The organism is Chryseobacterium sp. YIM B08800, from assembly GCF_026163565.1.
Lineage (GTDB): Bacteria > Bacteroidota > Bacteroidia > Flavobacteriales > Weeksellaceae > Chryseobacterium.
The window spans coordinates 15,813-39,164 of sequence record NZ_JAPDKN010000025.1 but is presented as its reverse complement, the minus strand read 5'-3'; the positions used below and the strand labels follow the sequence as shown (position 1 = coordinate 39,164).

General features: G+C 30.1%; 22 protein-coding genes and 1 tRNA gene. 13 read left to right on the top strand and 10 right to left on the bottom strand.

Annotation, left to right across the window (positions count from 1 at the left end; translation table 11 throughout):
* Nucleotides 1-183 precede the first annotated feature (183 nt).
* The 4 genes from OEW74_RS10595 to OEW74_RS10580 all read right to left on the bottom strand — a co-directional run bounded on the left by OEW74_RS10595 (nt 184) and on the right by OEW74_RS10580 (nt 2,770).
* Entirely contained in the window at nt 184-1,272 is a 1,089-nt protein-coding gene (locus OEW74_RS10595; protein WP_265428454.1) for an AhpC/TSA family protein, read from the bottom strand.
* A 54-nt stretch (nt 1,273-1,326) separates the two neighbouring features.
* The gene (locus tag OEW74_RS10590) at nt 1,327-1,563 is read right to left on the bottom strand and encodes a bacteriocin-like protein (protein WP_265428453.1); all 237 of its coding nucleotides are present in this window, start codon (nt 1,561-1,563) and stop codon (nt 1,327-1,329) included.
* A gap of 364 nt (nt 1,564-1,927) precedes the next feature.
* A complete protein-coding gene (locus OEW74_RS10585; RefSeq protein ID WP_265428452.1) occupies nt 1,928-2,236 on the bottom strand; it encodes a helix-turn-helix domain-containing protein in 309 nt (102 codons plus the stop codon).
* Between the two features lie 111 nt (nt 2,237-2,347).
* Nucleotides 2,348-2,770: a transposase gene (locus OEW74_RS10580; protein ID WP_265428451.1), complete on the bottom strand. Its 423-nt coding sequence runs from the start codon at nt 2,768-2,770 to the stop codon at nt 2,348-2,350.
* Nucleotides 2,771-3,123: 353 nt separating this feature from the next.
* On the opposite strand from OEW74_RS10580, the gene OEW74_RS10575 reads away from it, so the two are divergent.
* A complete protein-coding gene (locus tag OEW74_RS10575; RefSeq protein ID WP_265428450.1) occupies nt 3,124-4,836 on the top strand; it encodes a tetratricopeptide repeat protein in 1,713 nt (570 codons plus the stop codon).
* Between the two features lie 73 nt (nt 4,837-4,909).
* Here OEW74_RS10575 and OEW74_RS10570 read toward each other — a convergent pair.
* From OEW74_RS10570 to OEW74_RS10560, 3 genes are all read right to left on the bottom strand, one after another.
* Nucleotides 4,910-4,983 (bottom strand) — tRNA-Arg (locus OEW74_RS10570).
* A 74-nt stretch (nt 4,984-5,057) separates the two neighbouring features.
* Nucleotides 5,058-6,827 (bottom strand): TonB-dependent receptor, encoded by a 1,770-nt coding sequence (locus tag OEW74_RS10565; RefSeq protein ID WP_265428449.1) that lies wholly within the window; start codon nt 6,825-6,827, stop codon nt 5,058-5,060.
* 82 nt (nt 6,828-6,909) lie between these two features.
* Nucleotides 6,910-9,876: a tetratricopeptide repeat protein gene (locus tag OEW74_RS10560; RefSeq protein WP_265428448.1), complete on the bottom strand. Its 2,967-nt coding sequence runs from the start codon at nt 9,874-9,876 to the stop codon at nt 6,910-6,912.
* Between the two features lie 251 nt (nt 9,877-10,127).
* Between OEW74_RS10560 and OEW74_RS10555 the strand changes: the two genes are divergently transcribed.
* The 4 genes from OEW74_RS10555 (at nt 10,128) to OEW74_RS10540 (ending at nt 13,417) form a co-directional block, all read left to right on the top strand.
* Nucleotides 10,128-11,990, top strand: a complete 1,863-nt coding sequence (locus OEW74_RS10555; protein ID WP_265428447.1) for an amino acid permease — start codon at nt 10,128-10,130, stop codon at nt 11,988-11,990.
* Nucleotides 11,991-11,997: 7 nt separating this feature from the next.
* On the top strand, nt 11,998-12,609 hold the full coding sequence (locus OEW74_RS10550) for a hypothetical protein (protein WP_265428446.1): 612 nt from the start codon (nt 11,998-12,000) through the stop codon (nt 12,607-12,609).
* 90 nt (nt 12,610-12,699) lie between these two features.
* Nucleotides 12,700-13,020: a DUF962 domain-containing protein gene (locus tag OEW74_RS10545; protein WP_265428445.1), complete on the top strand. Its 321-nt coding sequence runs from the start codon at nt 12,700-12,702 to the stop codon at nt 13,018-13,020.
* 49 nt (nt 13,021-13,069) lie between these two features.
* Nucleotides 13,070-13,417 carry a DUF4377 domain-containing protein gene (locus OEW74_RS10540; RefSeq protein ID WP_265428444.1) on the top strand — a complete coding sequence of 116 codons (348 nt, stop codon included), beginning with the start codon at nt 13,070-13,072 and terminating at the stop codon, nt 13,415-13,417.
* A gap of 46 nt (nt 13,418-13,463) precedes the next feature.
* Here the strand turns inward: OEW74_RS10540 and OEW74_RS10535 are convergent, their stop codons facing one another.
* Nucleotides 13,464-14,405: an SPFH domain-containing protein gene (locus tag OEW74_RS10535; protein ID WP_265428443.1), complete on the bottom strand. Its 942-nt coding sequence runs from the start codon at nt 14,403-14,405 to the stop codon at nt 13,464-13,466.
* Nucleotides 14,406-14,475: 70 nt separating this feature from the next.
* Nucleotides 14,476-15,831 (bottom strand): deoxyguanosinetriphosphate triphosphohydrolase, encoded by a 1,356-nt coding sequence (locus OEW74_RS10530; RefSeq protein WP_265428529.1) that lies wholly within the window; start codon nt 15,829-15,831, stop codon nt 14,476-14,478.
* Nucleotides 15,832-15,902: 71 nt separating this feature from the next.
* Here OEW74_RS10530 and OEW74_RS10525 point away from each other — a divergent pair, with 71 nt between their 5' ends.
* From OEW74_RS10525 to OEW74_RS10490, 8 genes are all read left to right on the top strand, one after another.
* On the top strand, nt 15,903-16,634 hold the full coding sequence (locus OEW74_RS10525; protein ID WP_265428442.1) for an endonuclease: 732 nt from the start codon (nt 15,903-15,905) through the stop codon (nt 16,632-16,634).
* 647 nt (nt 16,635-17,281) lie between these two features.
* Complete coding sequence (locus OEW74_RS10520) at nt 17,282-17,782, top strand: MepB family protein (RefSeq protein ID WP_265428441.1); 501 nt, start codon at nt 17,282-17,284, stop codon at nt 17,780-17,782.
* Between the two features lie 185 nt (nt 17,783-17,967).
* Nucleotides 17,968-18,687, top strand: coding sequence for an AAA family ATPase (locus OEW74_RS10515; RefSeq protein WP_265428440.1), 720 nt, complete (start codon nt 17,968-17,970; stop codon nt 18,685-18,687).
* A gap of 151 nt (nt 18,688-18,838) precedes the next feature.
* A complete protein-coding gene (locus OEW74_RS10510; RefSeq protein ID WP_265428439.1) occupies nt 18,839-19,324 on the top strand; it encodes a hypothetical protein in 486 nt (161 codons plus the stop codon).
* A 132-nt stretch (nt 19,325-19,456) separates the two neighbouring features.
* Entirely contained in the window at nt 19,457-20,341 is an 885-nt protein-coding gene (locus OEW74_RS10505) for a GLPGLI family protein (RefSeq protein WP_265428438.1), read from the top strand.
* Nucleotides 20,342-20,388: 47 nt separating this feature from the next.
* Complete coding sequence (locus tag OEW74_RS10500; protein WP_265428437.1) at nt 20,389-21,018, top strand: hypothetical protein; 630 nt, start codon at nt 20,389-20,391, stop codon at nt 21,016-21,018.
* 28 nt (nt 21,019-21,046) lie between these two features.
* The gene (locus OEW74_RS10495; RefSeq protein ID WP_265428436.1) at nt 21,047-21,418 is read left to right on the top strand and encodes a hypothetical protein; all 372 of its coding nucleotides are present in this window, start codon (nt 21,047-21,049) and stop codon (nt 21,416-21,418) included.
* A 206-nt stretch (nt 21,419-21,624) separates the two neighbouring features.
* Nucleotides 21,625-22,086: a pyridoxamine 5'-phosphate oxidase family protein gene (locus tag OEW74_RS10490; RefSeq protein ID WP_265428435.1), complete on the top strand. Its 462-nt coding sequence runs from the start codon at nt 21,625-21,627 to the stop codon at nt 22,084-22,086.
* Between the two features lie 76 nt (nt 22,087-22,162).
* Here the strand turns inward: OEW74_RS10490 and dnaN are convergent, their stop codons facing one another.
* Nucleotides 22,163-23,293 (bottom strand): DNA polymerase III subunit beta, encoded by a 1,131-nt coding sequence (dnaN, locus tag OEW74_RS10485; RefSeq protein ID WP_265428434.1) that lies wholly within the window; start codon nt 23,291-23,293, stop codon nt 22,163-22,165.
* Between the last annotated feature and the right edge of the window lie 59 nt (nt 23,294-23,352).

Here is a 23,352-nt window from a genome sequence, read left to right as displayed (position 1 = left end):
TGTTTAACGGGGATCAAGATAATAAAAAATATTTTCTTCACACATTCTATTCAAGAAAAAATAATAAATTTTAGTTTTTATGACAAAAAAACATATTCACAGTGCTTAGATTTACACATGTTTTTTTCATGTAATAAATCCTATTGTAAAAAATACAAATACATTTAATTTTGTATAATTAGCTTATTTTTTAATCATCTTTCTCAATTCAATTTCATCTGACAATCCTATTGAAAAAGCCAAAATATTCATATTATTATCTACTAAAACTGTATAAGGAATCGATTGATTAAGTTTAAAATGAATTTGTATAGATTCAAAATCTGTTTTATTTTTCTCATTCACAATTAGTTGTTTCCAATCCATTTTTTCAATATTCAATGCTTCCTGCCAAGATTTTTTATCCTTATCTATTGATACTGAAACAAATTCTATTTCTTTATTGCTTTCAGAATAAACTTTTTTTAATAATGGTATTTCTTGTCTGCAAGGACCACACCAACTAGCCCAAAAGATTACTAAGTGTTTTTTGTAATTTTTATTTAAAATATCTTTTCTTACACCATTGCTATCTTCAAGTAATGGTAAAGAGAGACTTTTTTCATTAAATCTTTTTTTATTATAAGTAGCCAATTTTTGGTAGGTATCACTTTTGGTAATCTCACCTTTAAAAGATTTTAAAAATTCATCAATTTGCTGTGGTGAGAAGCTATTCTTATTTTCAGTAATTTTATAAAGTAAATGATATGAATACGGATATTTTTTTAATTTTTCATTTATAATTTCAACTGTTTTATTATCAATTTTTTCAAATAAGTCTTCATCTATATCATATAAGGCTTTAGTTTGATTTCCTGCAATTATTGTCGGACTTGTAACAAATTTAAATTTAGCAGGAAGTTTAATGTCATTAATTTTGAAATCTGTAATTTTCCCTTTTATAAAAATAATTGAATCTGAAAAAAAACTCGGTGAATTCCAACCTGAACCTCTATATTTAGAATGAGTAGGAAAATTAAAAGCTCTAACAATTTTATTTTTATCAAGATGATCAAGCCCTAAATAAACAGGTTCATTATTTGTCCAATTATAATTAAACTCAAATTTACCATTCTTTACATCTGTGCTATCTATTTTATTATCTGGAGTGTCTTTATACAAATACATTTTTCCATCAGGCAAATTACTAATATCGCCTATAATAGATGTGTGCTTTGTCTCTGAGCATGACAATACTATAAAAAATAGAAAATAAAAAAAATAATATTTCATATTGCTAAAAGGAGGTTTAAAAAAACCTCCTTATTTTTTTAAATTAATATTTTACTAACAACGAGATTTCCCTCCATTTGATGTCACAGGCACTTGCCCTAATCCAGTCTCGCAATAACTTGTAAAAGTTGGCAATGTTACTTCTCCAATCGTAACTAATTCCATTTTTTTTGCGCATGTTCCTGATCTCGTTACCCATTCTCCATTTGATCCTTGAATTGATAATGTACAGGCTTGCCCACCAACTACATTTTTCAAATCTTTTCTCGATAGTTTTTTAAAATTTTTCATCTGTTTAATTATTTTAAAATTACTGATTATTTTTTGTCATACAATCCCTGACATGGGATTTTCGCTGATCAGCTCTAAATATTTATTGAAACAAACTTAAATCAGTTTTTTGAAAAGAAAAAATACATATCTGGTAAAATTCCGGAATTATACAAATTAAAAAAAAATGCAATTATCTAAAAATAAGCAAATTACATATTTTACAGATCAATCATTAAAGCTTGTCAAAATTTCCAAATTATTACATTTAATGAAAACTTTTATTGAATATTTTAATTAATAGATATACTTTTAACATAAAAAAGCCAAGCAACAGATGTTACTTGACCCTAAAAAAGAATAGTTAAAGTTTCTTAGAAAAAAACTAAACTAGAAAATATTTTTTCCATTTGGCAACTGTGTTTCTGCTGAGTCCATAATGTTTTGCAAGTTCACTATTGTTCAGATTGTTCTTTTTTTGGTAATCGAGAATTTTAAAAATTGTTGATTTATCATAAGAACGATGAATTCCATTATTAAGTGATTGCTCATTAAATAATATTCTTTCAAGTTTAATAACATCCAATTGTGAAAAATTCTTTTTCTGTAACAATGGTAAACATTCTTTTTCCTTTTCAGGAAACTTCATTTTTAAAAGATCCATATAAATCTTTTGATAATCTGGCTTAATCATTAGTTTCTTTTTTCTTTATATAAATATTTTGATATACTTAGCTATAGGTGATCCTGATATACTTTTCGGTGTTATGTTTATTGTAATTTTTGGCTCTGATAAGCAAATTTTTTAATATTTTTCAATCCACTTCAATAGTGTATTTTTAGGAATTCTATATTCTTCTATAATCTGAGCTCTGGTCTTTTTTCCAGTTCGTATAAGTTCAAGAACAAAGCTGATAAGTTCCTTGGTATAAAGGTTTTTTCTAAAATTAGGAAGAGAACTTTTATTTTCTTTATTCGACTTAGAACCCGATTTTTGCGCAGAAAACAAAATCAGATGTTGCGAATAAATTCTAAAAAAATCATATTCAAGAAGTTTACACCATTTTAACAATATATTAGTGGGAAGATCGGTCGATTTATACATTTCTTCGATTTCTTTTTCATCACAGTTCATAAAGTTATAGATTCGACCATTTTCAATTTTACTTGTTTTAACCTCTTCTTGAATTAAATTTCCAATATGGATTCTTTTATAATCTAACTTCATTTTCAAATTATCATTTTCATAAATCATTGTTCCTTACAATGAAATGATTCATAAATATTATTAAATTGCTGTTTTTAACTTTTTTTTAAATAAATCTTTATTTTTTTCAAACTGTATAGAAACGAATTTACATCGAGCAGATTTAATTAATAAGAAAAGAATGATTAATTAATATTAATAAAAATTGAAATGTTAAAAAAAAATGTTAATTTTAAACAAATAAATACTTGAAAATAAATAATTTACATTTTACAAAGCATTAATTTCTTAAAAAATATTTTTTTAATATTTTTTATAATTTGATAAATAAAAAAAATATACTGATATTGCCATTATAAAGACATTTACCATAAATGATTAAATATTTACTCTATTCTTTATTCTTTAGCTTTTTATTTATTTCCTGTAATTCATCGAAAGGAGATGAATATTTTGATGAATTACATAAGAAAATAGACAAAACTCTTTATAAGCAAAAAGAAGATCGTGATATTATTATTAAAAATTTCTATAACGAAGAATTACAGAAATATAATGAAAGCAACAAAAAGCTTTATCTAATAAGCAGTAAATTTGTAAATATACTTTATCACGCAGAAAAAAGAAACGAACAAATTCCGCTTGTATATGATCTTTTAAGACTTAATAACGGAAAATATAAATACGTTTCCATTGCCTGCAACTATAATCTGGCAACTCAGTTTGAAATTAGCTCTCCCGAATGGTCTATGAGTCATATTAATGACGCCATAGCAGCAAATGAAAAGATAGGAAACAAATATTATTTACCTCATTTATACCATTTTAAAGGAAGGCTTCTCTATAACAAAGGAGATTATCAAAATGCATTTATATTTTTTAAGAAAGCACTCAATACTTATGATAAAAAGAAAGAGTTGCTTTATGTTGCATCAATGCATAATAACTTCGGAATGTGTTATGCAAAAATGGGAAAATTAAATCTGGCCATTAAAGAAACAAATGAAGGGATACGGTTATTAACAGAGCAAAAGAAAATAAATAATGAGCAAAAAGTATTTATTCACTTTATGAAGGGAAGTTTAGCTCAATATTATTTAGATTTGAAAAAATATGACATTTCTGAGAAATTATTTTTAGAAAAATGGAAATTCTCTTTTAAAAACGGGAATAACAGAATGGCGCTTTTCGCAGCCAGAGATATTTTGAAGATTTACGATATCACAGGGAAAAGAACTGATGAAGCTGAAATTGTTGAATCTCTCAAAATTATTGAACCCAAACTGAAAAAAGTAGATGATAAAATTTTATTGACTAAACTGATCAAAGATTATTATTTAAGAAATGATAATTTCAAAGATTTTAAAGGTATTTCAATGAAATTGGCGGAATTGAATGAGGAACAAGACCGTCTATCTCAAATAGAATTAAGCAAAACAGTAGATACTATCGACAGCTACATCATTAAAGAAATCAATAAAGACAAAGAGGATGAAAAGAAAAAAAATATACTTCTTGTTTTTTTCTTAGCCTTTGTAATAGCTGTTTTTATTGCGTTTATAATCGTTTTAAGAATGCGAAAAAAGAAAAAAGAAGAGCTTGTAGAAAAAGAGAAAATAATATTTGAAACCTCAAAAGAAATTCTTGAGAAAGATCTTCAACTTCAAAAAGAAAAGGTAAAAAATCTTCACCTCAATCTTAATTTGAAAACAGAAACTCAAAAAGCATTTCTTGAAAATTTAAAAAAAATAAAGAAGACCAAAAATGTTGAACCAGAAGAGATTTTAAGAGATCTTCAATTTAAAATAAACAATTTAATACAGCTTGACAAAAAAGACAATGAGCTTATTAACGAAAGTTCACTGGAAAATAAGTTATTCATGGATAAACTTTCTGAAAGATTTCCGATTCTTACCCATCAAGAATTAAAACTATGCGTGTATTTTAAGCTAAATTTATCCGGAAAAGAAATTGCTCTTATTGAAAAATTTGCTGTAGGAAGTATAAGAGTTTATAAAGCTAAAGTAAAATCAAAAATAGGATTGGCAAAAGAAGAAGATCTAAGTGAATTTTTGAATACAATCTAAAAGGAAGAATGCTAAACAGCAGATTTATAAATAAAAAACGGAAAAGCTAAAAAATGCTTTTCCGTTTTTTTTGTGACTTCGGAGGGATTCGAACCCCCAACCAACGGAGCCGAAATCCGCCATTCTATCCAGTTGAACTACGAAGCCGGTTTTATAAGTAATGAGTAATTAATAATAAGTAATGCAAATATTGCCCATTACCAATTACTCATTATCTATATTTAGAACGTGATTTTCACCCCTCCTACAACCTGCGCACCAAGAACTTTATAGCCTTTGTACGTTTGGTATTTTGAGCTTAGAAGATTGTTTCCGAGTGCGAAAATACTGAAATTTTTGTGAATTTTGTACTCCGCAGATAAGTTTAAATCTGCATAACCACCAACTTTATCATTGGTATCTTCAGTTGACTGGAAAATCAACGACGGAGTTCCCACTCCTTCAAGCATATACGAGTTCGTTGTTCTGTCTGTTGCGAAAATTCCTTTAAAACCTAAAGACAATTTTTTCTCAAACATTGTATATTTTGCACCGATGCTTCCTGTAACTAAAGGAACGTTGTAAATATTTTCGTAGTTCTTTAAATCATACTTTAAAAATCTTGCATCTACATCTACAACCAGGTTTTCTAATGGGAAATACTGTAAACTACCTTTAATATCACTTACATTTCCATCGTCATAGATTGTAGAGAAAGTATTGGCAAAATCGTAACCAGGTCTGTCTAAAGTAAACTCATTAGTGAAAAGATTATTGGCTCCGAAGAACATAATATTTTTCATTTTTCCGAATCCTGCTGAAACATCATATTTAAAAGTTTCGTCGATATCACCTCTCAAACCTGCATAAAAATGATATTGCGTTTCTGTAGGTCTCAACATTTGGTCTGAAACCAAAAATGGATTTTCCTGTAATAATTCAGCGTACGTATTTAGTTTTAAACCACCATCTACTCCACCATAGAATTTGAATTCTTTAGAAGCAGCCACCTGAAATTCAGCCTGTGGAAACCAATACGTTTTGTTATTTTTTAATTCTTCCGCTAAAATCAAATTAGAATTTCTTGCATTTAAAAAGTTAAATGAAGAACCTAACATTAGATAAGATTCACCTTTTGCAAAGGTTACTTTCGGAGCAATATCTGCATTGAAAAACGTTGAAGAATTTTTGTTTAATAACGCAAAATCTGTTTTTACTGTTTCCAAACCTAATCCTAGATCAGCATTCATTACAATCCCATTGTCTGAAAGCTTTACAGCATGTTTTGAAAGATTAGCTAAAATGGAAGCCTGATTTTCTTTTGCATCAAAATGGTCACTCAAAAATGAAGATTTTACTCTTACATCATTTAAAATTTCATTAGAATAAAAATCATAATAACCATTTACCTTAAACTGATTGACTTTTTGTTGTAAATCTACATCAGCTGAAGGATTGACCGCATAAATCCCATAATAATTATAGTTATTTAAACCATATTCAGCATTCACATTGATTTTCCCTTTTTCCCCGTAAGAATTTAAGAAAGCTCCTAAAGTTGCCGAACTTTGCTTAGAATCCCAAGGATAGACTTTTTTCAGTCCGTTTGTAGATAAAACATGAACATCTGCACCGACTTCCAGCTTATTTTCAAGCGTTGTAGAAATATTAGCATCGGCTAAAATTTTTCCGTAATTCCCCATTCCTAGCTGGAAATAGTTATTTTGAGCCGTTCCGTCAAACTTTGGAGTTACATCTTCACCCTGAATCGTAGAAGTTTTAAAATCTGAAACCGCGGGAACATCAGTGATCGTATATTTTACAGGATTTGCCGACTTCTCTTCAGGTGGATAATTTTTCTCTGTTACGACAGAAGTTTTCTTCTTCTCGATTTTCTTTACTTCCGGTTCTCTTTTCTTATTAAGAATCAGCTTTTCTTCTTTGATCTGAGAAAACGCCACAGACGAAATCCCCAGAAATAATATAGATAGTATTTGAATTTTCTTGTTCATATATATTGTATTAATGTATAAAGTAAAAAGTATTAATGATTAAATCACATGAATACATTTTACATAAATACGACAGTACATTTTATTTTTTAATCTGCTTTTTAACTTCCTTCGCTTCTGCAACAATTTCAGGGAAATCTGCATAGTTTGAGATAATCTGGTCGCAAGTATAACTCGCCTGATAATTATCTTTCAGACCTATATAGTTTTTCGCCATCAAAACCAATGCTTTTGCTCCCCAATAATCTTCTGATGCGTAATTGTTGGCAATTTTAAAGATCGTTTCATTGGAAGATTTATAAGCTTTCGCTTTGTTTTGATAAAATGCTTTCGCATAGAAAGCTTCGGCTGCAACTTCCGTGTTTGAAGATTTTTCAAGAACTGTATAAGCCGTTTGTGCGTCTTTATCTTTCCCTGAATTCATCAGACTTCTTGCCTTAATTACTTTTGCTGTTTCAATAACTGCAGCAGAGTTTTTATTGTTGGCAATTACAGCGTTGGCTAATTTTTCAGCTTCCGAGAAATTCTTTTCCTCAGCATACATTTTCATCAACTCAACATTAGCATAATTTTTAACGTTGACGTTTGATGAATTTTTAATATTTTCTAAATACTTTTTAGCTTCAGCAGAATTTCCTTGAGCAAGATAAATTTGAGAAACTCGAGTTGCCGCATCATCCTGATAATCGTTCTGTACATTTGCTACTTCCTGAAGAACTAATAATGATTTTGTAGGATTATTGGTCTGGTAATAACTTTCACCCAACTCGTATTTAGCCTGATAAAGACCTTCTCCTGTAGGATTTTGAGTTAAATATTTCTCGTAATAAGAGATTGCATTTTTATAATCTTTCTTCGTGAAGTACTGTTTTCCAGTCGATAAGTTGATTTCATCAATTTCAGATGCATCGATATTTACACCTATATTTCTTGCAAAATCAGCGTAACCTGAAACATCCCCATTTTTTGTAAAAATCGGTTTTGCAGCCTGAGCAATTTTCTGTGCGTAAGCTGTATTTTTATACTGCTCACCAAGAGATTTTAACTCAGATAACGCTTTATCATTTTGGTTTTGGTCAATATAATTTTGCGCTCTATAAATTGATGCATTCGCTATCAAATCTTTATCTGAAGAAGATTTAATTACTTTTCCGAAGAAATCATTTGAATTGGTAAAATCATTCTGAGCGGCATAAGCTACTCCAATTTCATATTGTGCATCATCGATGTATTCTGAAGCAGGATATTTTGAAATTAATGATTTTAAGTTGGTAATTTTCGCAATATTGTCGTCTTTAAATCCTAAAGCCAACGCTTTTTGATATAAAGTATAGTCTGTAGCATCTTCATTATTTTTATCGTAAATCGCAATTGCCTGATCTAAATCGTTGTTGGCGTAATTAATATCTGCTAAACGAAGTTCAGCATCATTTTTAAACTCAGGTTTCGGATTTTTTAAATATTGTGTAAAATATTGCTCTGCCTGATCGAATTTTTTAGATTTAAAATAAGCGTATCCCAAATCGTAAGGAAGCTGCTGTTTTTCAGGGAAAGTTTCGTTCGTTAGTTTTTCGTAACGCACGATTGCAGAAGGATAATTTCCTTTTTGGTAATAAACCTGCCCCAACCAATACAAAGCTCTGCTGTGGAATTCTTTATTTAAATCGAATTCTAAACTTCTAAGGAAATATTTTTCAGCTTCATCGAAATTCCCTTTATTGAATTCTTCCGTTCCCAAAAGATAAGAAACTTCCTGATCTACTTTATCGATTTCAGGATTTGAGTTTGGCAATTTGTCAATCGCATTCAAAGTTTCTTTAAAGTTCCCGGAATACAGATAAGATTTCACCAAAAGCGATCTCATTTCTGCAGTTTTAGCATCGTTATTATTGGTAGCAATATAATTCTGAATAACTGTTGTAGGGCTTTCAAAAGGATTACCAATGTCGTAACTCAGTTTTGCATATTGTTCGTGCGCCAGTTTTTTTACACTTGCATCATAATCCATCTGATAAGACGAACGGAATGCAGAAAGTGCTTCCTGCTTTTTGTCAACCGCCAAATAGGCATTTCCTAATTGATAATAAGCATTCTGAGCCAAAGCCGAATTACTGTTTAATAATTGGTTGTAATAAGAAACGGCTTCGTCATATTTTTTAAGCTGTGCTGCTACAAACCCCATTTCATACAAATCGTTTTCAGATGGGTTTTGCTGAACACTTAAATAGTCTTTCAAATGTGGATAAGCGGAATTGTAATCATTTTTCATGAAATAAGATTCACCAATGATTTTGTGTACTTCTGCTTTATAAGAATCTGAAATATCTTCATTCAACAAAGCATTTCCTTCTGAAATTGCTTTATCATAATCTTTATCATTATAATACATCTGCACATAATACGGACGCACCAATTTTGAATATTTAGGCTGATCTTTTACAGAATCAAAATATTGGAAAGCCTGATCATTCTGTCTTTTAGAATAATACAAATGGCCCAACATATAAGCAATGTCGCCTTTTTGAGATTCATCAGCAGTTTTGTGAGCTTCTTCCAATGCATCAATTGCACCTTTAGAATCGCCCATCATAAATTTAGCATACCCCAATTTCAGAATATATTGTGTATTTTCTTCTTTGGTTAATTGATATTGATTAACCTTCTTTAAAGTTTTTAAAGCTTCCTTAAAATCTTTTTTAGCTAAATAATAATCTGCCAAAGGTAAGTTTGCCTGTGCAAAGTACGCAGAATTAGGATATTCTTTCATGAAAGCCGTCAAACCGTCTTCCGCATGATTTTTCTGAAGAATAACTCCAATTACATTATCAAAAAACTGCGCAGCTTCTTTTTTCGACTGCTCCAGATTCTGATTATAGAAATACTGACGGGCATATTCGTATTGAGAAGCGTTGTATATTTTTGTCTGATAAAGATTCTGAGCTAAGTTAAACCTATAGTTTTCCTTTTGGGTAAAGTATTGAGACTGTTGCGCTTCGGAAACTCCGAAATAGAAAACAGCAGCCGCTAAAAGTATTTTTTTTGATTTCATTAATATCAAATTTTAAATTGGATAAGCCTTCAAAAACAAGACCAAATATTTTAATTTTCAGATAAGAGTTATCCACAATCCATCAACGAAAATATCGAAAAGATATTGTATAAACAAGTCTTTTTGCACATTGTTAGTATCTCAATTCTTTTTTAGCAGTAATTAACTTTTATATAAGAAATATTAAGAAAATCTTAATTATTTCACAGAAATAATTACATTTGTTTTTTTCAACTTTATATAAACATTGAATGAATCAACTTTTCAGAAGGAAAACCTATTCAGAGACAGACACATCCACTAATCTTTTAAGGGTTTTAGGAACTTGGGACATTGTATTTTTTGGTATTGCAGCCATTATTGGAGCAGGAAGTTTCAGTAGTTTGGGCGAGGCCGTTTTCAGAGGCGGTCCCGGTGTGATTCTTCTTTATTTAATTTGTGGTTTTGCCTGCGGTTTTACTGCTTTGTGCTACGCTGAATTTGCAAGTAGAATTCCAACGGCAGGTTCTGCTTATACCTATGCTTACGCCAGTTTTGGTGAATTGATTGCTTGGGTAATCGGTTGGGCTTTGATTATGGAATATTCTTTCGGAAATATTTACGTTGCCTTTTCGTGGTCAGATTATTTCACAAGTTTTCTAGAACGTCTCGGAATGCACATTCCTGATTATCTTACTTGCAGTTATACCGAAGCTAAAAAAGCTTTTCAAAATGGTTCTGAAAATAAAGAATTAATTAACGCATGGGTAAATGCTCCTTTATTGGGAAGTTTAAAATTCATCGTTGATATTCCTGCATTGGTTATTAACGGGTTGATTACCTGGCTGTGTTACCGTGGAGTAAAAGAAAGCAAAAACTTCAACAATTCTTTAGTTATATTAAAACTTGCCGTAATCGTTTTGGTTATTTTGGTTGGATATTCATACATTAATACTGAAAACTGGACACCAGTAAGTCTGGAAACAGGAAATCCTTCATTTATGCCGAATGGTTTTGCCGGAGTGATGAGCGCTGTTTCAGGAGTTTTCTTTGCATACATAGGATTTGATGCACTGAGTGTACTTTCTGAAGAAACAAAAGACCCACAAAAAACCTTACCAAAAGGAATGATTATTTCTTTGGTTCTTTGTACCGTTATTTATATTGCTCTGACTTTAGTCTTAACCGGAATGGTAGATTACAGAAAATTTGACGGAATCGGAGATCCACTATCATTCATCTTTGAAAAAACAAATGCAAACGTTGCTTGGATGGAATTAACAGTTTCTTTCGTAGCAATTGTGGCAATTACTACCGTATTATTGGTTTTCCAGATGGGACAGCCGAGAATCTGGTACGCAATGAGCCGTGACGGATTGATGCCGAAAAAGTTTCAGGATGTTCACCCAAAATACAAAACACCTTCATTTGCAACGATTGTTACCGGTATTGTAGTAGGTGTTCCTATTATTTTCACCGATAAAACTTTTATCTTAGATTTTACAAGTATTGGGACTATTTTTGCGTTTGTCTTGGTTTGCGCAGGGGTTTTAATGCTTCCGCCAAAAGAAAAACTTAAAGGACGTTTTCACCTTCCTTATATTAACGGAAAAATTATTTTCCCAATCATTTTTATTGGTGGATTGGTCGGGTTTTACAGTTATCAACCAACGTTTTTTGAAGAACCAGATACTGTAGTCATCACCAAAAATGGAGAAACACTCTTAAATGGTAAAAAATATACCATCCAAGAAATTGAAAACAATTTACTTACTTCTCAAAAAAATGTAAAAGAACCATTTTTTGTATTAAAAAATGAAACTAAAGATAATTCAAAATCAATTGAAAATTCATTCAAAACATTTTCAAACAAACATCAAATTGTTATAAAAGATAATACTTATCTTGAATTTAGAATTGCAATTTTCGTATTTATAATTCTTAATATACTATTGTGCATTCTTACTTTCATTAAAAATCTATCTCTAATTCCATTGATTGGTTTAAGCTCTTGCTTATATCTTCTTACCGGAATGAGCCATGAAAACTGGTTCTACTTCGGAATTTGGTTTGCTGTAGGCTTGGTTATTTATTTCTGTTACGGATATAAAAACAGCAAGCTGAGAAATGCCTAATTGATTGATGAAATATCTTTTCTGTTTACTATTTTTAGTCATTATCGGATGCAACAAAACTAAAGTTGAATCTGACAATCATTCAATTAGTGAAAATGTAGAAGAAAATAAAATTCCGTACAAAGAGTTTTTGGTGTTGATCAACAAAAAATCTGAAGAAGATAAGAAAAAATATCTTTTTACATTTATCAATTATGATGTTCCAAATTATTGGGCTACTACTCCATGGTCGTTTAACGGAACATCGAGGGAACCACAGAAAGGAACAATTGCTTGTGGATATTTTGTAACCAATACGTTGACTGATTTTGGCTTTGATATTAACAGAACTTATTTAGCACAACAGGCTTCGTCGGTGATGATAAAAAAGCTTTGTAAAGACATCAGATATTTCAGCAAACGGCAAGATTTGGATACCTATATTTTAAGCAAAAATAAAAATCAGGTGTATATTGTCGGTTTAGATTTTCATACTGGGTTTATTACTCGAGAAAACAAAGACACCTATTTTATTCATTCTAATTATATCAAAAATAAAGGTGTTGTAAAAGAATTAGCGCAAACATCTCAAGCTTTGAACGCTTCAAAATCATTTATGATTGGAACTTTAAACTATTGACATTACACCTAAAATACTAAGCATCTTTGAGTAACAAATAATTGGCGAAATTATTGCTAAGGTTCTTTAAGAACTTTAAACTATAATGCCATGTCTGAAAGAATAAAAACATACGATGAGTTCTATGAGTTTTACCTCGGTGAACACAAAAAATTAGGAACAAGAATTTTTCATTTTCTTGGAATTTTATTTGTATTTATCGTCATCGGTTTTGTAATATACACCGGTAAAGAAAGGTTCTTATGGTATATTCCGATATTTGGATATGGTTTTGCCTGGCTCAGTCACGCTTTTATTGAAAGAAATAAACCTGCCACTTTCAAATATCCACTTTGGTCTTTATTGTCTGATTTTAAGCTGTTTTTTGAGCTTTTGATCGGAAAACAGAAATTTAATGGAAAACATCCATGAATTTTCTTTGGCACAAAACTTGTAACCCAACCCCAAATTATATGAAGTTATGAAAAATGCGAAACTCTTTCTAAAAGGAACATTACTAGTATCGTCTTTATTTGTTTTATCACAATGTAAGCCGATGCCCAACTCGACATCAGACAATGAAAAAACATTTATTGTAGGTCCCGAAACAGCAGATTGCACAGGAGTAGCTCCTATGAAATGTCTTCAGGTAAAAGAAAAAGAATCTGATAGCTGGCAAAATTTCTACACCAACATTGAAGGTTTCACTTACGAACCGGGATATGAATATGTTTTAAAAGTAAAAACAGAGAAAATTGAAAATCCACCAATGGATGCTTCTTCAATTAAATATACTTTGATAAAGCAGGTTTCTAAAACCAAGAAATAAAAAAAATCCCTTTCAATTATTTTTGAAAGGGATTTTTTTAAATTATTTATTCCTGATGTCCTCTATTTTTTGGCGGATTAGGCGATGGAGCATTAGAATACTCTTCCATTTTTTGTGTTGCTGCCATTGAAACAACCAGATCATTCAACATAGAACTCGCTGCTGTAGGAGAATTAGGTAATAAAACCAAGTTGCTTCTATTATTTGCACCAATCGACTGTAGAGTATCATAATGTTGGGTTACAACAATTAATGCGGAAGCTTCCTGAGGTTTAATATTTACAGAATTTAGCATTCCGACAGATTCCTGAAGACCTTTTGCAATTTCTCTTCTTTGGTCTGCAATACCCTGTCCCTGAAGTTTTTTAGATTCTGCTTCAGCTTTTGCAACGGCAACAATTCTAATTCTTTGGGCTTCAGACTCGTATTCTGCAGCAGTTTTTTCACGTTCTGCAGCGTTTATCCTGTTCATGGCGTGCTTCACCTGTTCATCCGGATCGATATCGGTTACCAAAGCTTTGATAATATCATAACCATAACTTTGCATTGATTCCTGCAATTCACTTTTTACAGCAATTGCAATATCGTCTTTTCTTACGAAAACATCATCTAATTTCGTTTTTGGAACTTCTGCACGCACTACATCAAAAACGTAAGATGTAATCTGATTTTCAGGATTTTCTAAACGATAATAGGCATCTTTTACATTTTCTCTGATTACCTGATACTGTACAGAAACTTTCATTTTGATAAAAACATTATCTAATGTTTTAGTATCAATAATAACATCCAATTGCTGAATTCTAAGATTCAGACGTTTTGAAATCTGATCCAGAAACGGAATTTTCAAATGCAAACCAGCATGACTCACTTTCAAAAACTTTCCTAATCTTTCTACAACAGCCGCAGATTCCTGCTTTACAGTAAAAAAGGAAGCGAAAAGGACGATAAGCCCAAAAAATATAAGTACCCCTAAAATTGGAAACATATTATTTAATTTTAATTCGTTGAGAAGATACAAAAATAATTACAGATAAATCAAATTAAAATGATTAATCCTACATTGTCATCCCAATATCAATTCCTTTTATTTTTCGGTAAAGGTCAGTTGCGTAATTATCAGTCATTCCCGAAACAAAATCAATCACACCAAGAACTTTCTGGTAATCGCTTCCTTCTTCGTAAATGAATTGTTTTGGAATTAATTTTAAAGCTTTGGTATCGTAAGATTTAATTTGATCTTCAGATTTTAAAATTGACGGAATAAAATGATCAAGCAATTCGTACATTACGTTGTATCCTGCATTTTCAATTTCCACAACTGCTTTATGATTGTATATTTTTTCGACTGAAAAGCTTTCGATATCCTGCAAAGCTTTATTTTCACTTTTATAGATATCAAGCAAGGCTTTATCAAGGTTTCCTTCAAGAATTTTATTAAAGTTTTGCTTGTACATCGAAATCGATTTATTAATTAAAGCATTAATAACCTTTGCTCTTAAATAGGAAATCTTTTCGTTGTCATTTCCTATAGAATCGAGCTTTCTTTTTACTCTGTCAACATCATCAGTTTCTGATTTTACCAGCTCAAAAAACAAGTTTGTGCAATCGGCCGTTGAAACAATACCCAATCTGTGCGCATCTTCCATATCGATAATATTGTAGCAAATATCATCGGCAGCTTCTACTAGCCATACGAAAGGATGCCTTTTAAAAATATATGGTTCTTCGCTTTCTGAGATTAAATTTGTTCCTTTTGCAATTTCAAGGAAAATATCTTTTTCATTCTGAAAAAATCCGAATTTTTTTCTGTGGATAATTCCTTTTTTCTTGGCAATGGCTTCACAGGGATATTTTGCAATACTTGCTAAAGTTGCAAACGTTAATTGAGTTCCTCCTGCATCTTTTCCGTTTTGCTGTTGTGCTAAAACCCGAATTGCATTGGCATTTCCTTCAAAATTAACCAGATCAGCCCATTCTTTTTCGTGAAATTTAGGCTTCAGATCATTTTCATTCCGGTCGAAATAACTGGCAATTGCATCTTCCCCGGAATGTCCGAAAGCAGGATTTCCAACATCATGACACAGACAGGCTGCAGCAATTACATTTCCTAAATTATGGTTGTAAAAATTCTTTGAATCTTCTGTAAGATCACTTTTAAAATTTTCAGCTATAAATTCTCCGATCACACTTCCTAAACTTCTTCCTACAGAAGAAACTTCTAAAGAATGCGTCAAACGATTATGCACAAAAACACTTCCCGGAAGTGGAAAAACCTGCGTTTTATTTTGTAGTCTTCTGAAAGCCGAAGAAAAGATAATTCTATCAAAATCTCTCTGAAAATCTGTTCTTGAAGCTGTAGTATTTGGATTGTTACCGGTACGCTGACTGGTAAAAATTTGGTTCAAATTCATCATTTTTCAAAATTAATTCAAATTTTACTTTTAAAGGAATAATATTTGAGTTTTTCTTTAAAAACCAACTCATGCCTGAAGGTCCAACAATTGTTTTAATGAAAGAAGATCTGCAAAAATTTGTAGGTGAAAAGGTGATTAAAGCTGATGGAAGTGAAATCTCTGAAGTTCATAATATAAAAGGACAGGTTTTAAGAGAAATTAAAACTTTCGGCAAGCAAACTTATTTGATTTTCGATACAATTATTTTCAAAATTCATTTATTGATGTTTGGCTCTTACAGTTTATATAAAAGAAAAGACATCGACACGCTCCGATTGGGGCTGACTTTCAAAGATGACGGAATGTATTTTTATACTTGTTCAGTAAAAACTGTAGATGAAAGTTTTCTTAAAAAAATCGACTGGGAAGCTGATGTGATGAGCGACAAATGGAGCCCAGAAAAAACTGAAAAAGTTTTAAAAGAAAATCCTAAAATGATGATTTGTGATGCCTTGATGAATCAGGATATTTTTTCAGGAGTTGGAAATATTATTAAAAATGAAGCTTTATTCAGAGTTGGAATTCATCCGGAAAGTCTGATTGGAAATTTGCCTCCGAAAAAATTAAAGGAAATCATTTCAGAAGCAAGAAATTACAGCTTCGATTTTAAAAAATGGAAAAAAGCCAATGTCTTGAGTAAACATTTTCAGATTTACCATCAGAAAAACTGCCCAAAATGTGGTGCAGAAGTCATAAAAAAAGATACTGGAAAAGGAAAACGCACAAGTTTTTTCTGCAAAAACGATCAAAAGTTATATTAAGATTTTCGGCAACAAACAAAAATCCGTTTCATTTTCTTACTGCAATTACTGACACTTATTTTATTTCAAGGTGTAATTTTTTACATGTTTTTCAAAAAACCGGAAAAATATGACATAAAACTAAAGTATAAAAAAGTCAGTTTTTAATATTTCTAATATTTAATATGCTTTACATTCCATTTCCTTGATTTTATCAACCTGAAAACGACAAATATAAAAACATTAACATATTCTTAATTTTTTATGAATTAAACAATTAAAAATAAAAGAATCAAACATCTTCAATAGTCAATTTATTAATACTAAATTTATATAAAAACCTGTTTATACATACACAAAACACTGATATACATCATAGAGATTCAATTTGGCACGTCATTTGAAAGTCGTAATATTGCAATTATAAAATTCGCAATAAATAATAAATAATTTAAAAATTTAAAAATTATGATCGCTTATATTGGTATCGCTACATGTGCAGTTATTGTTACTTCTTATTTTGTAACAACTAGAAAAGAAAGAAACTAGTTTTTAATAAACACTTTCTTTTATTTAACAAATTTCAATTAATATTTTTATTTATGTTTGCAGTCTAGAACTGCTGCTCTTTTACTCACCCGGAGTAAAAGAGCCGAAAACATAAAACAATGACTACCCTACTCGAGAAACTTCAAATATTACTTTTTTCAAAACTCGATTTAGTCATTTCCAAGCTACATCAAGATCAAGAATCCAAAGAATATTTTGGATGCAACTTTCAGCTCAACTCCTTTCAAATTAAATTCAGAAAAGCTAAAGTAACCCCAACAAAAATTGGTCAGTTCGTCACTTTATGGAAAAGAAATCCTATTTCTAAAGAAACAGAACCTTTTACTTCTGAAGACACTTCCGATTTTTATTTAATTCTAACTGAAACATCTGAGAATTTCGGTTTTTTCCTTTTTACGAAAGATGTTTTAATTAAAAATCAAATTCTCAGTACAGATCTTAAAGATGGAAAAAGAGGTTTCAGAGTCTATCCGAACTGGGATATTCCACAAAATAAACAGGCAACAAAAACTCAAAACTGGCAGAATCAGTTTTTTATAGACTTTGCTGATGAAAATTATGTTGAGAAGTTTGAATCTATTTTAAAATCTAAAGCTTAATAAAAATTACAATTTTCTCTCGCATATTTTGCGGATTGAGCAGATTTAAAATGCTTTAAAATAGATGAATTTAATTTACAAGAATTTGAAAATTAAATGGAGAAATTGTTTTTCAGACTCATTTAAATAGGATTCAAAATTTTAAATCAATTATCTTTGCAGATTAATATAAATGTTCAAGAAATATGAATCTGTACAATCTCATTATTCAGGATAAAGAAGCTGTAACGCTTGATGAAGTTTATCTTGAGCCTCAAAATAAAGAACAATTTGTACAGCTCATCAAAGAACATACTTACATCAAAGAACTTCAGGAATACGGACTTCCGGTTAATAACAAAATACTTCTGGAAGGAAGTTCAGGTTGCGGAAAAACAATGACCGCAAAAGCAATTGCCAATGCTTTAGGAAAAAGTATTATCATCTTAAATTTGAGCAACATTGTTTCATCAAGAATCGGGGAAACTTCTCAAAACATCAAAATGATTTTCGACAAGGCTGCAAGAGAAAGATCGGTTCTTTTTCTCGACGAACTCGATCAAATCGGAAAAGCCCGTGGAAGTGACGATAAAGATGTTGGTGAAATGAGAAGACTGGTTAATACTCTGATTCAGCTAATTGATTATTATCCTGAAAATGCACTTTTATTGTGTGCTACCAATCACGCAGAAATTATTGATACCGCCATCATCAGACGTTTTCAATTAAAGATTAATTACAAAATGCCTTCAAAAGATTTTCTTGATGAATATTACGACCATATTTTATCCCAATTTCCAGAAGAATTGAGAAATATTGAAAGAAAATACGAGATTTCGTTTGCAGAAGCTAAAGATTATACTTTTACGGTGGTGAAAGGGAATTTGATTGAAAAGTTGGAAGCCAAAAATTCAATACTTCTATAAATATTGAGATCAATATTTTTCTTTTAATGTTGATTTAAAATTGTTTTGAACTAGATAATTATATTACTTTAACGTAATAAGTTTGGATTGGCGAAATGCGTAAGGTTAAACGTTACCGAAAAACGTCTCCTAAAAAAAACTGCAGAACAAAATGAAATCAAAATTCACAATTAAAACATATTTCACTATAATTTTATTTTTTGCTGTAATTTTTACTGTAATAAAAGTAATACCGACGTTCTTTAATAATCCATATTACGAAGACAAAATATTTCCAAAAATATTCGTTCCCTCAATTCTTATTTTAACATTATTATTCTTAGTTGGAGAATTACGAACAAAAATTATTATCGTAAAAATTGAAAATAATCAGCTTGAAGTAAGAAGATTTTTTGGACTTAAAATTGAAACTTACAAATTTTCTGAAATTACAGGATGGAAGTATTCTCATCAAACATCTAAAGGAGGAACTTATGAATATTTATATTTGTACAAAAATGACAAAAAAACAATAAAAATATCAGAATTTTATCATAAAAATTACTTCCTTCTAAAAAATGAAATTGAAATCAAAATCAAATATTTGGGATATGAACAATTTTCTTTTATTGATGAATTTAAGGAAATTTTCACTTAAAAACACCTGTAAATAACAAGTTATTTGAAATTCGGGAAAAAATATTGAATTGAAGGTTTTCACATCTTTTTCGCCCCTACTTTTCAATTCCACATTTTCTAGCAATTTAATTTCATTGAAAAAAAAATCGCTATGATTGTGAATTATTCAACTTTTCATTCTTATAATTTTCTCACTTCGCAAAGCTCCAAACCGTTAGCAGAAGTTTTAAACAAACTCTCTTCACAAATGAAATTTATTATATTTTTTCTTGGAATATCTACTTTTTGCTTCTCGCAAAAATTTAGTTTTATTTACGAAACAAAATACAAACTAAATTCAGAAAAACCAGATGATGTCAATTCCGATTATATGATTTTGGATTTAAAAAAAAATAGTTCAATTTTTAGAGATTCACTAGACAAAAATTTAGATTCAATAAAGTTGAATAATGGACACGGAAGGTTTAAAATGGGTGTTGAAAACCAATTCTATATCAAAAAGAATTTAGCTCAAAAAAGAATTGAAAAAGTAATAACTTATTTGGGAACAGATTATCTTCTTCCAGTTGAGGAAATATTAAATTGGAATATTACTTCGGAACAAAAACTCATTGGAAAATATAGATCTCAAAAAGCAGAAACACATTATGGAGGAAGAAACTGGATCGCTTGGTTTACTACAGAATTACCTTTTGCAGATGGTCCCTATATTTTCAGTGGTTTACCTGGGTTGATCGTTTCTATTCAAGATTCAAACAATGAATATTCATTTAATTTGATAGAAGTCAAGAAAGGCGGGAATATTTTTGACGCACGAACAAAAACAGTAAAAATTGATTGGAAAAAATATGAAACACTTGCAAAATCATATTTTAATGACCCATTTAATATAAATTCAAAAGGTTGGAAGACAGCTACATTTACCGATCCGAAAGGTAATACAGTGGATATTTCTATAAAGGTTAAAGAGATGCAAAATAATATTTTACAAGACAATAATCCAATTGAGTTAAATCGCAAAATAAACTACAAATAGCAACTTCGGCTAACATTATATTGGCAAAATGTAGAAGGAAAAGATAATTGAAAAAATTTCCACATTTGACCTGCACTTCACCAATACTTTTTCCGTTAGCTGCAATTTTTACTAATTTACCATCAATAGTGAAAGAACTTACAATTAAATATAATAAATTAAAAGTTATAAAATACTTGAGTTTATCAATAATTTTATTAGCCATTTTTGGTTTAATAACAATAAATTATGAATATTTGGCTCATAGACCACCTTCATCATCTGGAAGACATCGATGGGTGGGAAAATTATTTTATGAAAGAGAAAACTTGTTATTAGGAATTTCTTTATTTCTGAACTTGCTTTTTTTAGTTCTTTTAGCTGACTCATTGAGTATGTTAATTCGAGGAAAACTTGAACTGACGAAAGTAAACGGAATTATTTATAAAAATGGAAAATATTTTGTCGAACAAAAAGATATAAAGAAAACCGCATTATTCGATAATAACAATAATTCTTCAATACTAATTTATTTAAAGTCTCTAAATAATGTAATATCGAAACGTGAAACAAAACTTGATCAGTTTTTAGTAAAAGGATTTTTATTAATTAATAAAAATAAAATTCAAATAAGATTAAGTTTTCTGGAAAATAGCAAAAAAAACTATGAAAATGTCCGTGAATTTTTAAAACAATAAAAACTATAGCTACCATAGGCTTTACAAAATGAAACCAATCTATCTATTCTCCCTTTTGACAATACTGTTTTCCTGTACCGAAAAATATACCGGAGAAATTAGTTTTAAATCTTGTAAAATCAAATATGATGTTTTAGATGAAAAAGTGGAATTTAAAGTAGACGGACAACATATGGTCGGTAATCAATGGAGGCTTGAATCTGCGAAACAAGAATTGGCACTTTGCCTTTGTGAAAAATATTTACAAAATCCCAATAAAGAAACTAAAGATAAAATTTTAGAGATTTACAATGATGATTTTAAATTTTATAAAAGACAGATTAGTTTTAAACCCATTGATTTTGATTCAATCCTAAAAAATAGAAAAGAAGTTTTTGATGATAGAATTTTAGTTGATTGAATAAAAAGAGTTATATTAATTAAGCAGAAATGTAAAATTCATTTTTTTCATTCAGGTTTGAATTAAAAATTGTTTATTATACAATATTTCTTTATTTTTATCAAAACTCCAACTTTGATGACGTAATATGTAAAAGCAAATATTGCCTCTATTCTTATCACGCCATCAAAGATCAGCAAATTATATAATAACTTAACAAAATAAAAATGCTAACAGACGAAGTAAAAAAATATATAGACAAGAGTGTATTGTGTTGGTTAGCAACTTCCAATAAATACAACGAACCAAATGTTTCACCTAAAGAAATATTTACTTACAAAGGCGACACCACATTTTTAATTGCAAATCTCGCATCTCCAAATAGTATTGACAATATAAAAGATAATCCAAATGTTTGTATAAGCTTTGTGGATGTGTTTGTTCAAAAAGGATTTAAATTAAAGGGTATTGCTACTCTTATTGATAAAACTGACGATCGTTTTGCATTAAAGGTAAAATCATTAACAGATTTATTTACTGATAAATTCCCGATTAAAACAATAATTGAAATACAAGTAACAAAAGTGGACGCAATTCAAGCACCAAGTTATTTTTTATATAATGATATTACGGAGCAATCTCAAATTAATAATGCAATGAAAAGTTACAAGGTAAAACCTGTAGATTAAATATCATCAATAAAATAGCCAACAAAAAAAGGATCTCAAAAATTTGAGATCCTTTTCACTTATATTTTTTTTAATCTTACAATCCGATTACCGGCATTGAAAGCATTAATATATTTTCGTTTTCTTCAAGACCATCAAGAGGCTCGATGATTCCCGGCCTGTTCGGCTGAGACATTTTCATGGTAATATCATCTGCTCCTAAAATACCCAACATTTCTGTTAAGAATTTAGAACTGAAACCGATATTGATGTCTTCACCGTTATAATCACAAGGAATCTGCATATCTGCTTTGTTTGCATATTCTGTATCTTCTGCGTGAAGGTGAAGAATATTTGCAGATAATTTGAATCTTACCTGATTGGTTGATTTATTAGACATAATTGACGCTCTTTTGATTGCTCCTAATAAAAGGTTTCTGTTGATTGTCAAAACATTCGGGTTCTCTTTAGGGATTACCGCAGTATAATTAGGATATTTTCCGTCAATCAATCTACAGATCCAGATATGTTTACCAAAAGTAAATTTAGCCATATTCTCGTTGAAGTCGATGGTAAGATCTTCGTTTGAGCTTGCTAAAATATTTTTGAAAATATTCAAAGGCTTTTTAGGCATGATGAATTCCATTGGTTCGGCATTCATCAAATCTGTTCTTTTGTACACCACCAATCTGTGAGAATCTGTAGAAACAAAGTTGGTTTCGTTTTCCCCAAACTGGAACAAAACTCCTGTCATTACCGGACGAAGAGAATCGTTACTTGTTGCAAAAAGCGTATTGGTTAAAGCTTCAGACAAAACTCCTGCAGGCATTGTAATACTTTGAGAAGCATCAAATTCAGGAATTTCAGGATAATCGTCTGCGTTATCTAAAGCCACAGCAAAATTATCTTTTTCATCCAAAATTTCAAGCAAACTTCCTGTACCTTCAGCATTGTCTTTCACTACCAAAGTAAGAGGCTGTTCGCCGTAGGTTTTAATAAAATCTTGAAAAATCTTAGCTGGAACCGCAAACTTACCAGAATCGTCAGACTTTACCTCCAAAGAAGTAATGAGTGTCGTTTCGCCATCAGATGCAGTAATGGTAACGTTGTTTTCGTTTAGTTCAAAAAGATAATTTTCTAAAATCGGTCTCGACTGAGAACTTGATATTACGCCACTTACAGTTTGCAAAGCCTTCTGCAGTTCACCACTTGAAATAATAAATTTCATAGATTTAAAAATAAGTTTCTACAAATATAATAAATAGAAAACAGATAAAAAAGAATAAT

What these genes read in the sequence shown, in the direction of transcription:
- OEW74_RS10510 (WP_265428439.1), top strand. Translation starts at nt 18,839, where the DNA reads ATGAAATCAAAATTCACAATTAAAACATATTTCACTATAATTTTATTT.
- dnaN (WP_265428434.1), bottom strand. Translation starts at nt 23,293, where the DNA reads ATGAAATTTATTATTTCAAGTGGTGAACTGCAGAAGGCTTTGCAAACT.
- OEW74_RS10505 (WP_265428438.1), top strand. Translation starts at nt 19,457, where the DNA reads ATGATTGTGAATTATTCAACTTTTCATTCTTATAATTTTCTCACTTCG.
- OEW74_RS10525 (WP_265428442.1), top strand. Translation starts at nt 15,903, where the DNA reads ATGCCTGAAGGTCCAACAATTGTTTTAATGAAAGAAGATCTGCAAAAA.
- OEW74_RS10495 (WP_265428436.1), top strand. Translation starts at nt 21,047, where the DNA reads ATGAAACCAATCTATCTATTCTCCCTTTTGACAATACTGTTTTCCTGT.
- OEW74_RS10550 (WP_265428446.1), top strand. Translation starts at nt 11,998, where the DNA reads ATGAAATATCTTTTCTGTTTACTATTTTTAGTCATTATCGGATGCAAC.
- OEW74_RS10540 (WP_265428444.1), top strand. Translation starts at nt 13,070, where the DNA reads ATGAAAAATGCGAAACTCTTTCTAAAAGGAACATTACTAGTATCGTCT.
- OEW74_RS10585 (WP_265428452.1), bottom strand. Translation starts at nt 2,236, where the DNA reads ATGATTAAGCCAGATTATCAAAAGATTTATATGGATCTTTTAAAAATG.
- OEW74_RS10580 (WP_265428451.1), bottom strand. Translation starts at nt 2,770, where the DNA reads ATGAAGTTAGATTATAAAAGAATCCATATTGGAAATTTAATTCAAGAA.
- OEW74_RS10595 (WP_265428454.1), bottom strand. Translation starts at nt 1,272, where the DNA reads ATGAAATATTATTTTTTTTATTTTCTATTTTTTATAGTATTGTCATGC.
- OEW74_RS10565 (WP_265428449.1), bottom strand. Translation starts at nt 6,827, where the DNA reads ATGAACAAGAAAATTCAAATACTATCTATATTATTTCTGGGGATTTCG.
- OEW74_RS10515 (WP_265428440.1), top strand. Translation starts at nt 17,968, where the DNA reads ATGAATCTGTACAATCTCATTATTCAGGATAAAGAAGCTGTAACGCTT.
- OEW74_RS10590 (WP_265428453.1), bottom strand. Translation starts at nt 1,563, where the DNA reads ATGAAAAATTTTAAAAAACTATCGAGAAAAGATTTGAAAAATGTAGTT.
- OEW74_RS10520 (WP_265428441.1), top strand. Translation starts at nt 17,282, where the DNA reads ATGACTACCCTACTCGAGAAACTTCAAATATTACTTTTTTCAAAACTC.
- OEW74_RS10530 (WP_265428529.1), bottom strand. Translation starts at nt 15,831, where the DNA reads ATGAATTTGAACCAAATTTTTACCAGTCAGCGTACCGGTAACAATCCA.
- OEW74_RS10535 (WP_265428443.1), bottom strand. Translation starts at nt 14,405, where the DNA reads ATGTTTCCAATTTTAGGGGTACTTATATTTTTTGGGCTTATCGTCCTT.
- OEW74_RS10490 (WP_265428435.1), top strand. Translation starts at nt 21,625, where the DNA reads ATGCTAACAGACGAAGTAAAAAAATATATAGACAAGAGTGTATTGTGT.
- OEW74_RS10560 (WP_265428448.1), bottom strand. Translation starts at nt 9,876, where the DNA reads ATGAAATCAAAAAAAATACTTTTAGCGGCTGCTGTTTTCTATTTCGGA.
- OEW74_RS10555 (WP_265428447.1), top strand. Translation starts at nt 10,128, where the DNA reads ATGAATCAACTTTTCAGAAGGAAAACCTATTCAGAGACAGACACATCC.
- OEW74_RS10545 (WP_265428445.1), top strand. Translation starts at nt 12,700, where the DNA reads ATGTCTGAAAGAATAAAAACATACGATGAGTTCTATGAGTTTTACCTC.
- OEW74_RS10575 (WP_265428450.1), top strand. Translation starts at nt 3,124, where the DNA reads ATGATTAAATATTTACTCTATTCTTTATTCTTTAGCTTTTTATTTATT.